Annotated in this window: 15 protein-coding genes; all 15 read right to left on the reverse strand. The window is 62.2% G+C overall.

Annotation, left to right across the window (positions count from 1 at the left end; all coding sequences use genetic code 11):
- Nucleotides 1-7: 7 nt before the first annotated feature.
- The 15 genes from AC1RLZ_RS14150 to urtA all read right to left on the reverse strand — a co-directional run bounded on the left by AC1RLZ_RS14150 (nucleotide 8) and on the right by urtA (nucleotide 14,409).
- Nucleotides 8-1,657, reverse strand: a complete 1,650-nt coding sequence (locus tag AC1RLZ_RS14150; protein ID WP_493189092.1) for a CHASE domain-containing protein — start codon at nucleotides 1,655-1,657, stop codon at nucleotides 8-10.
- 247 nt (nucleotides 1,658-1,904) lie between these two features.
- Nucleotides 1,905-2,525: an urease accessory protein UreG gene (gene ureG, locus AC1RLZ_RS14155; protein ID WP_493189093.1), complete on the reverse strand. Its 621-nt coding sequence runs from the start codon at nucleotides 2,523-2,525 to the stop codon at nucleotides 1,905-1,907.
- Between the two features lie 192 nt (nucleotides 2,526-2,717).
- Nucleotides 2,718-3,464: an urease accessory protein UreF gene (locus AC1RLZ_RS14160; protein WP_493189138.1), complete on the reverse strand. Its 747-nt coding sequence runs from the start codon at nucleotides 3,462-3,464 to the stop codon at nucleotides 2,718-2,720.
- A complete protein-coding gene (locus AC1RLZ_RS14165; protein ID WP_493189094.1) occupies nucleotides 3,445-4,125 on the reverse strand; it encodes an urease accessory protein UreE in 681 nt (226 codons plus the stop codon). Before AC1RLZ_RS14165 ends, AC1RLZ_RS14160 begins: the two co-directional genes overlap by 20 nt.
- 36 nt (nucleotides 4,126-4,161) lie before the next feature.
- Nucleotides 4,162-4,461: a putative quinol monooxygenase gene (locus AC1RLZ_RS14170; RefSeq protein WP_493189095.1), complete on the reverse strand. Its 300-nt coding sequence runs from the start codon at nucleotides 4,459-4,461 to the stop codon at nucleotides 4,162-4,164.
- Between the two features lie 145 nt (nucleotides 4,462-4,606).
- A complete protein-coding gene (gene ureC, locus AC1RLZ_RS14175) occupies nucleotides 4,607-6,319 on the reverse strand; it encodes an urease subunit alpha (protein ID WP_493189096.1) in 1,713 nt (570 codons plus the stop codon).
- A 1-nt stretch (nucleotide 6,320) separates the two neighbouring features.
- A complete protein-coding gene (locus tag AC1RLZ_RS14180; protein ID WP_371424207.1) occupies nucleotides 6,321-6,626 on the reverse strand; it encodes an urease subunit beta in 306 nt (101 codons plus the stop codon).
- Nucleotides 6,627-6,636: 10 nt separating this feature from the next.
- Nucleotides 6,637-7,044: a DMP19 family protein gene (locus AC1RLZ_RS14185; protein WP_493189097.1), complete on the reverse strand. Its 408-nt coding sequence runs from the start codon at nucleotides 7,042-7,044 to the stop codon at nucleotides 6,637-6,639.
- A gap of 14 nt (nucleotides 7,045-7,058) precedes the next feature.
- Nucleotides 7,059-7,361, reverse strand: coding sequence for an urease subunit gamma (locus AC1RLZ_RS14190; protein WP_493189098.1), 303 nt, complete (start codon nucleotides 7,359-7,361; stop codon nucleotides 7,059-7,061).
- A 79-nt stretch (nucleotides 7,362-7,440) separates the two neighbouring features.
- Entirely contained in the window at nucleotides 7,441-8,277 is an 837-nt protein-coding gene (locus tag AC1RLZ_RS14195; protein WP_493189099.1) for an urease accessory protein UreD, read from the reverse strand.
- A gap of 24 nt (nucleotides 8,278-8,301) precedes the next feature.
- A complete protein-coding gene (urtE, locus tag AC1RLZ_RS14200; RefSeq protein ID WP_068733931.1) occupies nucleotides 8,302-8,997 on the reverse strand; it encodes an urea ABC transporter ATP-binding subunit UrtE in 696 nt (231 codons plus the stop codon).
- Between the two features lie 122 nt (nucleotides 8,998-9,119).
- Nucleotides 9,120-9,965: an urea ABC transporter ATP-binding protein UrtD gene (urtD, locus tag AC1RLZ_RS14205; protein ID WP_493189100.1), complete on the reverse strand. Its 846-nt coding sequence runs from the start codon at nucleotides 9,963-9,965 to the stop codon at nucleotides 9,120-9,122.
- Nucleotides 9,962-11,137 (reverse strand): urea ABC transporter permease subunit UrtC, encoded by a 1,176-nt coding sequence (gene urtC, locus AC1RLZ_RS14210; RefSeq protein WP_493189101.1) that lies wholly within the window; start codon nucleotides 11,135-11,137, stop codon nucleotides 9,962-9,964. Before urtC ends, urtD begins: the two co-directional genes overlap by 4 nt.
- Before the next feature lie 187 nt (nucleotides 11,138-11,324).
- A complete protein-coding gene (gene urtB / locus AC1RLZ_RS14215) occupies nucleotides 11,325-12,935 on the reverse strand; it encodes an urea ABC transporter permease subunit UrtB (protein ID WP_493189102.1) in 1,611 nt (536 codons plus the stop codon).
- Nucleotides 12,936-13,086: 151 nt separating this feature from the next.
- Nucleotides 13,087-14,409 (reverse strand): urea ABC transporter substrate-binding protein, encoded by a 1,323-nt coding sequence (gene urtA, locus AC1RLZ_RS14220; RefSeq protein WP_493189103.1) that lies wholly within the window; start codon nucleotides 14,407-14,409, stop codon nucleotides 13,087-13,089.
- Between the last annotated feature and the right edge of the window lie 29 nt (nucleotides 14,410-14,438).

Here is a 14,438-nt window from a genome sequence, read left to right on the forward strand (position 1 = left end):
GGATCAATTACTTGATCGGCTTCGCCAGCGCCTCTGTCCGGTCGCGCTCGGTCATGTCGATCACCGTCTCCACCGGCGCCGTCAGTTCGTAGACATAGGACACATCGGTGAAGTAACGCTTCGCGGTACCACCCAGCGCTTCCGGCGCCACGCGATCGAGCAGCACCAGACCGAAATCGCTGTCCGGCCGCCGCGTTGCCTCGCTGGTGTTGAACTCTTCCCAGCGGAAATTGAACTGCCCGTCCGGCGCCGCGCCCGTAATCTCCCAATGCGCAACGATATGCGGGTGCTTGCCGACCAGCGACAGGCCTTCGTCGGAATGCGAGGCGAGCTCGAAGAACAGCAATGAAAGGCTCTGCGCCGCGCGCGCGCTGACCACGATATCGGGCCCCGTCGCAGCGATACGGTCGGCATGCGGGATTGCGCGCGCCTCGAACAGCCCCTTGAGCTGAACGCCCTGCCACTGGCTCTCGCTCAGCAGCGACACCACATTCGACATCGCGTGAATACGGCCGATCAGGAGATCACGCGCGCTGTCCACGTCGGAGCCATGACGCAGCGTACGCGTCACGATGGACTGGATCACCGCCAGGATGTTCTTCACGCGATGATTGAGCTCGTCAATGACGGCGGTCAGACGGCGTTCGAAGCCGATGCGGATCTCGACCTCGCGCCGCAGCCGTAGATTGGCGTAGGAGACATAGCCGAACAACCCGCAAACGATGGCCGTCAGCGCGAGGCCGACTCCGCCGACGATGATCGCGATGCGCCGCGCGCGCAGCTCGGTATTGATCTTCGGATAATAGCCCAGCGACCAGTCACGCCCGCCGAACGAAACCGTGCGCAGGACTGCCAGCGCCGGACCATTCGCCACCAGCGGGCGCGCTGTCACCCTGCCCTCCTCGTCGGCGACGATTTCGCCATCAGCGACGCGCGGATCTTTCAGCGCCACCGAGAACAAGGACATCTCGTCATTGGCCAGCATCAGCGGCCCGAGTTCATAGGAAAACGACACGAAGCCGGCCGGCGCGGGATCGCCTTCGGGCACGACTGGCGTCACCAGTACCAATCCCAACGGTCCATCGGGCTGCAGCAGCGGCGCAGGGCTGGAGGCGACCGGTTTGCCCTCGTTCACGGCGCGAGCCAGCGTGGGACCTGTGACGGGAGAGAAATTCAGGACGCGACCGGCCAAGCCTTCGGTGACGGAATTGCGCGGTTCCACATCCATCAGTACGTCCAGCGGCTGTTCCAGCGCCCTGGGATCGAGACGATCGTCGTTGTAGTTGCGGATCGTGGGATTGCGGTAGCCGGCACTGGCCAGCTCCGCGCTGGCGGCCGGTAATTCATTCGGCCGCAGGCGGGCGATCCAGCCAGCGATAGCGAAATCGGTCTTGAAGGCGTAGATCGAGGCCCGCAGCGGCTGCAGCATATTGGCCTTCATGACCGTCGGCGCACGAAACAGCCCCGCAGCGACCCGGGCCAGCAATTCGCGCTCGGTCAGACGCTCCTGCACCAGGCTCGCATGGATATCCACGGCACGCCCGAGCGCGATGTTTTCGATCGCCAGCTCCTGGTCATGCACGCGATAGGCCGCGAGGCCGGAGAGCAGAACTCCGACCAGTGCCAATAGTGCGATGATGAAACCAAGCCGGACCACGCGGTTACTCGGAATAGGAGACGTTGCTGCCGGTTCAGCGGCTCGGGAATAGGCCAATCACGCTGGAGGGAATTGGTTCCAGCCTTCTGGAAATAACTTTGGACCGGCCAAACCTAGGCAAACAGGCTTAACGAAATGACTTACGGCGCAATACCCCGTCGGGATGCCGAGCGGTTCGCCGTTATAGCCAACGAGATATGAAAGGCTCAAGTCCAAGACTCAGGTCTCAAACCCGAAAGTCCGGAGCTCATTTCGCCTTGAGCCCACCCTTCGTCTCGATGAATGAGATAATCCGATCCAGACCGTCCTGGGTCTTCATGTTGGTCATCACGAAAGGCCTCACACCGCGCATCCGCTTGGCGTCGATATCCATCTTCTCCAGCGAGGCCCCGACATAGGGTGCCAGATCGATCTTGTTGATCACCAGCAGATCCGATCGCGTGATGCCCGGGCCGCCCTTGGACGGGATCTTGTCGCCGGCCGCAACGTCAATGACATAGATGGTGATATCAGCCAGTTCGGGCGAGAAGGTCGCCGCGAGATTGTCGCCGCCGGATTCGATCAGTACCATGTCGAGATCGGGAAACTTCACGCGCATGTCGGCGACCGCTGCCAGGTTCATCGAGGCGTCCTCGCGGATCGCGGTATGCGGGCAGCCCCCGGTCTCGACGCCAGTAATGCGATCTGCCGTCAGCGAACCCGAACGCACCAGATATTCGGCATCCCACTTGGTATAGATGTCATTGGTGATCGCCGCGATGTCGTAGCGCTCGCGCATGGTCTTGCAGAGCAGGTCCATCAGCGCGGTCTTGCCGGAGCCGACGGGACCGCCAATGCCGACGCGGAGCGGACCGTGAAAACTGGACATGTCAGGGGTACTTTCGGTTGAGGATAAAGCGACGGCCCTCATCCCGAGGAGCGGCGGCTACGCCGCGTCTCGAAGGATGCGCCAAGCAACTCATGGTTCGGGACGCGCGCCAAACGGCACGCTCCTCCAGCCTGAACGCGATTGCGTTCAGGCGACCATGAGGGGTCCGGTGCGAGATCTGGGTTAGAGCCGTCATGACCTGAACAGCCGCGTATATTGCGTCTCGTGACGCATGCTGGCGATATCGGAGCGGAACGCCGCGCCGCCGAGATCGTCGAGCGAGGCCGCCATGGCGCGATGGCCTGTGGTCACGACCACTGGCTCCAGCGCTGCGAGCACGCGCTGGCTGTCGGTCTGGCCGAGCGGCACAAGGCGCGCACCCGCGGAAATCCAGTTCGAGACCACGGCGTGAAAGAAACCATGCATGGTCGCCGAGAGCGGCACACCATGCGCGGCACTCACAAGCCCGACGGCAACAGGATAGACGATCGGACTGTCACACACCGCGATCAACCGCTCCATGCCCTCATGCGACCAGGCATTGCGCGCGATCTCGATGAAGGCCCTGCCCTGCGTGGTCGTTTCGAGCTGACGTTCCTTCGACGGCACGAACGCACTCGCAAGTTCGGCGACATCGCGGAGCACCTTGTCATCGCCATCAGATACTGCCCGATGAACATGCGCGAGAAACACGCCATCGCAAAAGCCCGCGCCATCCGACAGCATCGCCGACAGCCAGTCCTGCAACGTGGCGGCATCGTTGATGTCACCGGCTTCGACGGCCCATTCAATCCCGCTGGAATAGGAGAACGCACCGACCGGAAAGGCCGGTGACAGCCAGGTCATCAGCCGATACAGCGCGGCGCCTTCGTCGGCAGACAAAGCGGGAGGGTCATTCTGCCGGCCATTGTCCGCCGGTCTATTTGTGGTCATGAGCATGAGAGTGACCGTGATGGTCGTGCTTGCTGTCGTGATCATGATGATGATCGTGACCGCAATGCTCGTCATGGACATGCTCGGCATGACCATGCGCTTGATGACCATGGTCATGCTTGCTGTGATCGTGGCCATGGTGATCATGCCCATGATGGTCGTGACCATGATGGACGTGACCATGGCCATGATCGTGATGATCGTGGTCATGGTGTCCATGACCCGCCGGCTCATGCGCAGCGGCATAGGCGCCGCCTTCGGGATCGAACGGCGCCTCGATCTCGATCACCCGCGCGCCGAGGCCCTTCACCATCTCCTCGATGACATGGTCGCTGCGGATGCGCAGACCTTTGGCCATGATCTGCGTCGGCAGGTGGCGGTTGCCGAGATGCCAGGCGAGCCGCACCAGATGGCCGGGATCGGTGCCGCGGATTTCGATCAGCGGCTCCGGTGCTGCGACCACCTCAATGAGACGACCGTCTTCCAGCACCAGGGCGTCGCCGCCCCGCAGGGCGACGGCGTTTTCGAGATCGAGCAGGAATTCCAGTCCGCGCGTCCCCGTCATCGCCATGCGGCGACGATGACGATCGTCGAAGTCGAGGACGACGGTGTCCACCGCCGCCTCTGTCCAGTTGTATTGGCCTTTGACTTCAGTCGCGCGGATCATGGAATCTCTCGTTCAGCTCTTTTGTTTGAGCACGCTCTAACGCACCACGACGTCAGCCGGGGTGATGATTTCGATCTTCGGAGGCGCGCTGAAGCATTTCACCGCGACGCGGCCGAAGGTCTTCATATGCTCCTGCGTCCGGTGCGGCACCAGCGCCTCGGCATTCTCCCACTGTTCGACGAATACCATGCGGGTCGGATCGGTGACACTCTCGTGCAGATCATAGGCAATGTTACCCGGTTCCTTGCGGGTCTCGGCGATACAAGCCTTGGCAGCTTCGATCAGTTCGGCACGGGTTTCGGGTTTCACGGACAAGGTGGCAACGACGTAGATCAAGGGGGAGTCCTCCCGGTTTGTTGTTATGGCTAAGAATGCCGGGACGGACATTAGGGGGGAATGGGAGCAGATAGAAGCGCTCTTTCTTCTCCCTCCCCACTGCGCGCAGCTTCACTGCGCTGGAGGGAGGGAGCTGCCGGTCATCTCAATACATAAAGTACCTCTGCGCCATCGGCAGCACTTCCGCCGGCGCGCAGGTCAGGAGTTCGCCATCCGCGCGCACCTCATAGGTCTCCGGATCGACCTCGATCTTCGGCGTCGCGCCGTTGTGGATCATGCTCTTCTTCGAAATGCCATCACGGACATTCTCAACCGCATAGAGCGACTTCTGGATACCGAGCTTTTTCGCCAACCCGCCGGCAACTGCAGCACCCGATGTGAACACCACCGACGACTGCGTCAGCGCGCGCCCGAAGGCGCCGAACATCGGCTGGTAATGCACGGGCTGCGGCGTCGGAATCGACGCGTTGGGATCGCCCATGGGTGCAGCGACGATGGAGCCGCCCTTGATCACCAGATCCGGCTTGACGCCGAAGAAGGCCGGCGACCACAGCACCAGATCCGCCAGCTTGCCCTTCTCCACCGAGCCGATCAGCTTCGACACGCCATGCGCGATGGCGGGATTGATGGTGTATTTGGCGATGTAGCGCTTGACGCGGAAATTGTCGTTGTTGCCCTTGTCTTCCTTCAGCGAGCCGCGCTGTTTCTTCATCTTGTCGGCGGTCTGCCACGTCCGGATGATGACTTCGCCCAGGCGCCCCATGGCCTGGCTGTCCGACGACATCATCGAGAGCGCGCCGAGATCGTGCAGGATGTCTTCGGCGGCAATCGTCTCCTTGCGGATGCGGCTTTCGGCAAAGGCGAGGTCTTCGGCAATCGACGGATCGAGATGGTGACACACCATCAGCATGTCCAGATGCTCGTCGATGGTGTTGCGCGTGAACGGCCGCGTCGGATTGGTCGACGACGGCAGCACGTTCTTCAGGCCCGCGACCTTGATGATATCAGGCGCGTGACCGCCACCGGCACCTTCGGTGTGGAAGGCATGGATGGTGCGACCCTTGAAAGCCTTGATGGTGTCCTCGACAAAACCCGACTCGTTCAGCGTGTCGGAATGCAGCATCACCTGCACGTCGTAGTCGTCGGCGACGCTGAGGCAGTTGTCGATCGCGGCGGGCGTGGTGCCCCAGTCCTCGTGCAGCTTCAACGCACAGGCGCCGGCATTGATCATTTCCACCAGCGGCGCCGGCTTCGAGGCATTGCCCTTGCCGGAAATGCCGAGATTGACCGGGAACGCATCGAACGACTGGATCATCCGCGCGATGTGCCACGGGCCCGGCGTGCAGGTTGTCGCGAAGGTGCCGTGCGACGGACCGGTGCCGCCACCAAGCATCGAGGTGACGCCTGACATCAGCGCATGCTCGATCTGCTGCGGACAGATGAAATGGATGTGGCTGTCGAAGCCGCCCGCGGTGAGGATCTTGCCCTCGCCTGCGATCACATCAGTACCAGGGCCGACATTGATGGTCACGCCCGGCTGGATATCCGGATTGCCGGCCTTGCCGATGGCGTGGACCATGCCGCCCTTGAGCGCAACGTCGGCCTTGACGATACCCCAGTGGTCGACGATCAGCACATTGGTGATGACCGTGTCGACCGCGCCCTGCGCGCGTGTTGCCTGCGACTGGCCCATGCCGTCGCGGATCACCTTGCCGCCGCCGAACTTCACTTCCTCGCCATAGACGGTGAAGTCCTTCTCCACCTCGATGATCAGATCGGTGTCGGCCAGCCGCACGCGATCGCCGGTGGTCGGCCCGAACATGTCCGCATAGACGGAGCGTTTGATTTTCACGGGCATGTCACAGCTTCCCCATCACGTCACCGCGAAAGCCGTAGACCGTGCGTTTGCCGGCGAGTTCGACCAGCTGCACATCGCGGCTCTGGCCCGGCTCGAAGCGCACCGCCGTGCCAGCGGCGATGTCGAGGCGCATGCCGCGGGCTTTCTTGCGGTCGAATTTCAGCGCGGGGTTGGTTTCAAAGAAATGATAGTGCGAGCCGACCTGGATCGGCCGGTCGCCGGAATTCGCCACCGTGAGAGTCACGGCCTTGCGGCCGGCATTGAGCTCGATCTCGCCGTCCTGGATGAAGAGTTCGCCGGGGATCATGGCTGTTCCTTTACAGATCTTCGTCTTCGCTCAGTTTGAGCTCGTAGGCCACGACGGCTTTTTGGATGGCATCCTCATGGTCGCCGAGCGGGCTGTTCAACTCCCATAACCTGTTGCCGAGCGGACTTGATGGATCCAGCATCGCCTTGAGTGCCAGATCGCGCCAGTCGTCCTGATCGCAAGGAAATTCGGCAATCGCCGCCTCGACGATCGGCGCCGCCTCGGGTGCGCCGACGATCCTGAGCGCCTCGGGGATCAACACGATGTCCGCGCGATTCCAGTTCGCAAACAGCTGCGACAGACCGCCGTTGTACCACTCACCCTGAAACCGCCCGACCAACGCCAGAGCATCCTCGGGCACGCTCAGGTCGAAGTCGGCCAGGTCCTTCCAGCTGCGCTTCGACGGGGCATCGGCCATGACGGCAGTCTCCATCACCGGATCGGCTCATGAACCGTGACGAGCTTCGTCCCGTCGGGAAACGTCGCCTCGACCTGAATGTCGTGGATCATCTCGGCGATGCCGTCCATGCATTGCGCGCGGCTGATGACCTCGGCGCCGGATTTCATCAGCTCGGCGACGGTGCGGCCGTCGCGCGCGCCCTCGACGATGAAATCGGAGATGATGGCAATGGCTTCGGGATGGTTGAGCTTGACGCCGCGCTCCAGCCGGCGTCGCGCCACGATGGCGGCCATCGAGATCAGGAGCTTGTCTTTTTCGCGGGGAGAGAGATTCATCGACAGGTCTCTAGTTAAAGTATTTAGGCATGATCTGATCCGAAAACCGGCCTCCACTTTTCGGGATCATGCCTTAGGTTTAGTTCAACCACATGCGCGGCAGCATCGCGCCCGATCGTCCGAGCACCGCCATCATGTCGGCGCGCAGTCTAGCCGCATCTTGCGCACAGAAGCGGGCCATTGCAAATCCGTTCCAGCAGGAGATCCCGACTTCGCCGCCAGAGCCATCCGTGACTTCGCGTAGCCGCTCGATGAGCGCCGTGTCGCCGGGCACGATCAGCGCCGTGCCGATGGCCACCGCGCCATGTCCGATCGCGGGTCTCGCCAGTTTCGCAGCGATATCGCCATCCAGCCGCACGTTCTCTGCGAACACCAGCCTGCCGCCGCGACGCAGGCGCCAGCGGTCGACGAAAGAGCCGCTTCGCATCACCTCGCCCATGGCAGCGCGGCCGAACACGACGATCTCGCAGGCGAGGAAGGTCGCGCTCTCGGCGAGGTCGATATCGATGTGCCTGATGGTGCGGGCCTGATCGAACAGGATCGTCTCCTGCGGCAGCCATGACAGATGCGCGCCGGCAGCGGCCTTCAACGCAATATTGATCTCGGCGGCGGGACCATGGGAGCGATAGATCTTCTCGGCGGCCGCGGTGGACATCGTGAGCCGCGTGCCTTCGCCGGCCGCGATGTCGATATCGAAACGGTCGCCGCCCGCGGCACCACCGGCGGTGTTGACGAACATCGCGGAAAGCCCGTCGTCCTCGGGGGACGGAAAGCGCACACGCAGCGAGCCGGATTCGTGGAGCTGGCGACGACGGGTCTTGCCCTCCACCAGATGCACGTCGAACGTCACCGCGCCGCGGGCGCGGTTGGCGGCAAAAATCGCCGAGGGCGACAGCGTGGTGTTGTCAGCCTGCATGCATTCTCCGGCGTGACGCCCGCGTTACAGCGCCATCTGGCGGCTGATCTCGGCGGGATCCAGCGTGCTGCGGTCGCAGGTGTATTTCACCGCGCCGCGATCCATCACCGCGAAGTTGTCGCCTAGTTCGCAGGCAAAGTCGAGATACTGCTCCACCAGCACGATGGCGATATTGCCGAGCGAACGCAGATAGGAAATGGCGCGGCCGATATCCTTGATGATGGATGGCTGGATCCCTTCGGTGGGCTCGTCGAGCAACAGGAGCTTCGGCCGCATCACCAGTGCACGCCCAATGGCCAACTGCTGCTGCTGGCCGCCGGACAGATCGCCGCCGCGCCGGCCGAGCATCGAGTTCAGCACGGGAAACAGCGAGAACACGTCGTCGGGAATATTGCGGTCGGCGCGTTTCAGCGGCGCGTATCCTGTCTTGAGGTTCTCTTCCACGGTGAGCAGCGGAAAGATCTCGCGGCCCTGCGGCACGAAGGAAATGCCGCGCCGCGCCCGCTCGAATGGCTTCAGCGTCGAGATGTCCTGGCCGTCAAAGGTGATGGAGCCTGACGAGATCGCCTGCTGGCCGACCATGGCGCGCAGCAGCGACGTCTTGCCGACACCATTGCGGCCGAGGACACAGGTGACCTTGCCGGGCTCCGCCGAAACGGTGACGCCGCGCAGCGCCTGCGCTGCACCGTAATAGAGGCTGATGTTATCCACCTTGAGCATGTGTGTCCTTTCGGGCGCGAGTGGGGACATGGCGAATAGTGAGTAGCGAATAGCGAATGGAAGACATGTTTCCCTGTTCGCTGCGCCCCATTCGCCATTCGCAACTCTTCCCCATTCGCCCCCTATCTTCCCAAATACACTTCGACCACGCGATCATTGGTCGACACATCGTCGATGGTGCCTTCGGCCAGCACCGTGCCTTCATGCAGACACGTCACCTTGACGCCGAGTTCGCGCACGAAGGTCATGTCGTGCTCGACCACCATCACGGTCTTGTTGTCGCGATTGATTGCTTTCAGTAATTCGGCGGTCTGATGGGTCTCGACGTCGGTCATGCCCGCCACGGGCTCGTCGACCAGCAGCAGCTTCGGATCCTGCGCCAGCAGCATGCCGATTTCGAGCCACTGCTTCTGGCCATGCGAGAGATTGCCGGCGAGACGATCGCGCGAGCCGGTCAGGCGAATGGTCTCCAGCACCTTGTCGATGCGCTCGGCCTCGGCCTTGCTACCGCGCCAGAACAGCGTGCCGCGCACGGAGTGATCGACATTCAGCGCCAGCAGCAGATTGTCATAGATGGTCTGGCTCTCGAATACCGTTGGCTTCTGGAATTTGCGGCCGATGCCGAGTTCGGCGATCTTGGTTTCGTCCAGCAGCGTGAGATCGTGCGTACCGTCGAAATAGACATCGCCCTCGTCCGGCTTAGTCTTGCCGGTGATGATGTCCATCATCGTCGTCTTGCCGGCGCCGTTGGGGCCGATGATGGCGCGCATTTCGCCGGGCGCCAGCACCATCGACAGATTGTTGATGGCGTGGAAGCCGTCGAACGAGACATGGACGCCGTCGAGATAGAGCTGCGCCGAGGTGATGCGCTTCTGCCGCGCCTCGGCTTCGCGCGCCGCGACCACGGGATCGATGATGGCGGGTCCGTGTGCGGGCGCCGCCGGGGCTGGCGCTTCAGTTACAGTCATGACGCCTTCTCCGCCAGGTGAGGTTTGGTGACGCCATCTTCCGCTGCGGCGCTATCGGCATTCGCGCTATTGCGGGCTTTGCGGCTTTCCGACCAGGCATTGAAGGTGCCGACGATGCCCTTCGGCAGCAGCAGCGTCACCAGAATGAACAGCGCACCGAGCATGAACAGCCAGTACGGCGCCAGCGCGCCCGACGTGAACACCGTCTTGGCGTAGTTGACGACCACGGCGCCGAGCGCCGCACCGACCAGCGTACCGCGGCCACCGACGGCCACCCAGATCACGGCCTCGATGGAATTGGCCGGAGCGAATTCGCCGGGATTGATGATGCCCACCTGCGGCACATAGAGCGCCCCCGCGACGCCAGCCATGCAGGCCGACAGGGTGAACACAAACAGTTTGTAGGATTCGACGCGATAGCCCAAAAATCTTGTGCGGGACTCCGCATCGCGCACGGCGATCAGCACCTTGCCGAGTTTCGAGGTGACGATAGCGCGGCAGACGAGGAAGCCGATGATCAGCGCCAGACAGCTCAGCGCGAACAAAGCCGCACGGGTGCCGTCGGCCTGTACGTTGAAGCCGAGGATGTCCTTGAAATCGGTCAGGCCGTTATTGCCGCCGAAGCCGAAATCGTTGCGGAAGAACGCCAGCAACAGCGCATAGGTCATCGCCTGGGTGATGATCGACAGATACACGCCCGACACGCGCGAGCGGAAGGTGAGCCAGCCGAACACGAAAGCCAGGATGCCCGGCGCGATCAGCACCATGGCGGCTGCGAACCAGAACATGTCGAAGCCGTACCAGTACCACGGCAGCGCCTTGTAGTTCAGGAACACCATGAAGTCCGGCAGGACCGGATTGCCGTAAACGCCGCGCGAGCCGATCTGGCGCATCAGATACATGCCCATGGCATAGCCGCCGAGCGCGAAGAAGGCGCCGTGGCCGAGCGAGAGAATGCCGCAATAGCCCCAGATCAGATCGATGGAGAGTGCGAGGATGGCGTAGCAGACATATTTGCCGAACAGCGCCATCAGATAGGTCGGCACCTGCAGCGGCGAGTCCGCCGGCAGCAGCAGGTTCGACAGCGGAATGAGAATACCGACGGCGGCGACGATCAGCAGGAAAATCGTCGCGCTGCGGTCCAGCGTGCGGGTGAGGAAATGCGGGGTCATGCGAGCATTCCACTGTTGGCGCGCCACACACAGGCCCCCTCGTGGTGAGGAGGCGCTTCTTCAGCGCCGTCTCGAACCATGAGGGAGTGTGGGGCCATCCTTCGAGACGCGGCCGAAAAGCGGCCGCTCCTCAGGATGAGGGACGGAGTTCTGCAGATACGTAGAAGCATGGAGTTCCGAATCTTCATCATGCTTCGATCGCCCTGCCCTTGAGCGCAAACAGACCGCGCGGCCGTTTCTGGATGAACAGGATGATCAGCACCAGGATGGCGATCTTGCCGAGCACCGCGCCCGCCACCGGTTCAAGAAATTTATTCGCGATGCCGAGCGACAGTGCGCCAACCAGCGTGCCCCACAGATTGCCGACGCCGCCGAACACCACGACCATGAAACTGTCGATGATGTAGCTCTGGCCGAGATTGGGCGACACATTATCGATCTGCGACAGCGCCACGCCGGCGATGCCCGCGATGCCGGAGCCGAGGCCGAAGGTCAGCGCATCGACACGCGAGGTCGCGATGCCCATGGACGCCGCCATGCGGCGGTTCTGGGTCACCGCGCGCATCTCAAGTCCGATCGAGGTGTAGCGCAGCATCGCCAGCAGGATCGCGAATACTGCCAACGTGAAGCACAGGATCCAGAGCCGGTTATAGGTGATGGTGAGCTGGCCGAGTTCGAACGCGCCCGACATCCAGGAAGGATTGCCGACCTCACGATTGGTCGGGCCGAACATGGTGCGCACCGCCTGCTGTAACACCAGCGACAGGCCCCAGGTCGCCAGCAGCGTTTCCAGCGGACGGCCATAGAGGAAGCGGATGATGGTGCGCTCGATGACGATGCCGAGCAGACCCGCGACGATGAAGGCCAGTGGTACGGCCATCAGCAGCGAATAGTCGAACAGGCCGGGATAGCTGGTGCGGATCACATCCTGCACCACGAAGGTGACATAGGCGCCGATCATCACCATCTCGCCATGCGCCATGTTGATCACGCCCATCACGCCGAAGGTGATGGCGAGGCCAATGGCAGCGAGCAAGAGAACCGAGCCGAGCGACAATCCGTACCAGGCGTTCTGGCCGATCGACCACAACGTCTGCCGGCTGTTGATGGCGGTGATCGCGCTGGCAGCGCTGCGCGCAACGCCGACGGTCTGGTCGCCAGGCAGGCTGGTGAGCAGCGCCAGCGCGTCCTGATCGCCGCGCCCCTTGATGACGGCGATGGATTCGATCTTCTCCGCTTCGGTCGCGTCTTCCTTGTGGAGCAGGATCGCGGCGCGGGCCTCAAGGAAGGCTTGCCTGGCCGCCTTGCTGGTTTCCTTTTCCAGCGCGGTCTCGATCACCGGCAGCATCGCGGTCTCGTGGCTCTTGAACACCGATTGTGCCGAGGCGATGCGCTTGGCGGGATCGGGCGACATCAGCGTGAGCCCGCCGAGTGCGGATTCGATGTTGCGGCGAAGACGATTGTTGAGGCGCACGGCGGCGGCGCTGGCTGGCACCTCAGTGACGGCCTCGCCGGTCGCTGCGTCAGTCACCTTGCCGTCGGCGCCGGTGAGATAAACCTTCTTGCTGTCGGGATCGGCCGAGAGCCGGCCTTCCTGCAGCGCGGTGATCACAGCGAAAGCCTGCGGATGGCCAGAGGTGGCGATGATGCCGACGGCTTCGTCCGTATCCGAGAAATCGTCATTGGCGAATTTGGCGACCGCATCCTCGAAAGGACCCGCAAGGGCCGGAATGGCAGTCGCGGCGATCAGCAGAAATGCAACAGCGATCGCGCGGAAACGATAAAGGAGATCAGTCACTGGAAAACCCCGGCCGAAGAAAAAAGAGAAGGCGGCGGCTTCACCGCCCTCTCCAGTTTTGGGAGTCTCATTTCACAAGAGTCTCGGGAGGATCATCATTGCGGGCGGAAAATGCCCGCGATGATGAAGAACACAGAACCTCAGAGCGAGATCAGGACCCCTGACCGCCGCACTTGTTGGTCTTGGTGTTGAAGTTGCCGCACTTCTTGCCGACCCAGTCGCCGATCAGGTCCTTGGAGCCGTCGAGCTCCTTCGACCATGCATCGCCAGCCACCAGCGCCGGGGTCTTCCAGACCACGTCGAACTGGCCATTGGCCTTGATCTCGCCGATGAACACCGGCTTGGTGATGTGGTGGTTCGGCAGCATCTTCGAGGTACCGCCGGTCAGGTTCTTGGCTTCGATGCCCGGCAGAGCGTCGATGACCTTGTCGGCTTCGACCGACTTGGCCTTCTCGACCGCCTTCACCCACATGTTGAAGCCGATCACGGTGGCTTCCATCGGATCGTTGGTCACGCGCTTCGGATTCTTGGTGAAGGCCTGCCATTCCTTGATGAACTTCTCGTTCTCGGGGCTCTTGATCGACTGGAAGTAGTTCCAGGCCGCGAGATGGCCGAGCAGCGGCTTGGTGTCGATGCCGGCGAGTTCTTCTTCACCCACCGAGAACGCAACCACCGGAATGTCGGTCGCCTTGATGCCCTGGTTGCCGAGCTCCTTGTAGAACGGAACATTGGCGTCGCCGTTGATGGTCGAGACCACGGCGGTCTTCTTGCCGGTCGAGCCGAACTTCTTGATGTCGGCGACGATCGTCTGCCAATCGGAATGACCAAACGGCGTGTAGTTGATCATGATGTCTTCCTGCTTGACGCCCTTCGACTTCAAGTAGGCTTCCAGGATCTTGTTGGTGGTGCGCGGATAGACGTAGTCGGTGCCGGCCAGCACCCAGCGCTTCACCTTCTCGTCCTTCATCAGGTAGTCGACGGCCGGGATCGCCTGCTGGTTCGGAGCCGCCCCCGTGTAGAACACGTTGCGCTCGGACTCTTCGCCCTCGTACTGCACGGGGTAGAACAGGATGCTGTTCAGTTCCTTGAACACCGGGAGCACCGACTTGCGCGAGACCGAGGTCCAGCAGCCGAACACGACGGCGACCTTGTCCTTGGTGATCAGCTCGCGCGCCTTTTCGGCAAACAGCGGCCAGTTCGAGGCGGGGTCGACCACGACGGCTTCGAGCTTCTTGCCGTTGATGCCGCCCTTCTTGTTCTGCTGATCGATCATGAACAGCACGGTATCTTTCAGCGTGGTCTCGGAAATCGCCATGGTGCCCGACAGCGAATGCAGAACGCCGACCTTGATGGTGTCGTCTGCCGCTCTGGCCGGCGAAAATGCCGACAGGCCCAGAGCCAGACCCGTAGCCGCGGCCATCAGGCTGCGACGTGAGATCGGCTTGGCTATTGCATGAGTCAAATTGGTAATCATGTGCGGTCTCTCCCTGACGCAGACGAAAT

The sequence above is a fragment of the Tardiphaga sp. GW822-FHT04G09 genome (genome assembly GCF_058800725.1).

What these genes read in the sequence shown, in the direction of transcription:
- ureC (WP_493189096.1), bottom strand. Translation starts at nt 6,319, where the DNA reads ATGCCCGTGAAAATCAAACGCTCCGTCTATGCGGACATGTTCGGGCCG.
- AC1RLZ_RS14180 (WP_371424207.1), bottom strand. Translation starts at nt 6,626, where the DNA reads ATGATCCCCGGCGAACTCTTCATCCAGGACGGCGAGATCGAGCTCAAT.
- urtE (WP_068733931.1), bottom strand. Translation starts at nt 8,997, where the DNA reads ATGCTCAAGGTGGATAACATCAGCCTCTATTACGGTGCAGCGCAGGCG.
- urtA (WP_493189103.1), bottom strand. Translation starts at nt 14,409, where the DNA reads ATGATTACCAATTTGACTCATGCAATAGCCAAGCCGATCTCACGTCGC.
- AC1RLZ_RS14190 (WP_493189098.1), bottom strand. Translation starts at nt 7,361, where the DNA reads ATGAATCTCTCTCCCCGCGAAAAAGACAAGCTCCTGATCTCGATGGCC.
- AC1RLZ_RS14195 (WP_493189099.1), bottom strand. Translation starts at nt 8,277, where the DNA reads ATGCAGGCTGACAACACCACGCTGTCGCCCTCGGCGATTTTTGCCGCC.
- urtC (WP_493189101.1), bottom strand. Translation starts at nt 11,137, where the DNA reads ATGACCCCGCATTTCCTCACCCGCACGCTGGACCGCAGCGCGACGATT.
- urtD (WP_493189100.1), bottom strand. Translation starts at nt 9,965, where the DNA reads ATGACTGTAACTGAAGCGCCAGCCCCGGCGGCGCCCGCACACGGACCC.
- AC1RLZ_RS14165 (WP_493189094.1), bottom strand. Translation starts at nt 4,125, where the DNA reads ATGATCCGCGCGACTGAAGTCAAAGGCCAATACAACTGGACAGAGGCG.
- AC1RLZ_RS14160 (WP_493189138.1), bottom strand. Translation starts at nt 3,464, where the DNA reads ATGCTCATGACCACAAATAGACCGGCGGACAATGGCCGGCAGAATGAC.
- AC1RLZ_RS14185 (WP_493189097.1), bottom strand. Translation starts at nt 7,044, where the DNA reads ATGGCCGATGCCCCGTCGAAGCGCAGCTGGAAGGACCTGGCCGACTTC.
- ureG (WP_493189093.1), bottom strand. Translation starts at nt 2,525, where the DNA reads ATGTCCAGTTTTCACGGTCCGCTCCGCGTCGGCATTGGCGGTCCCGTC.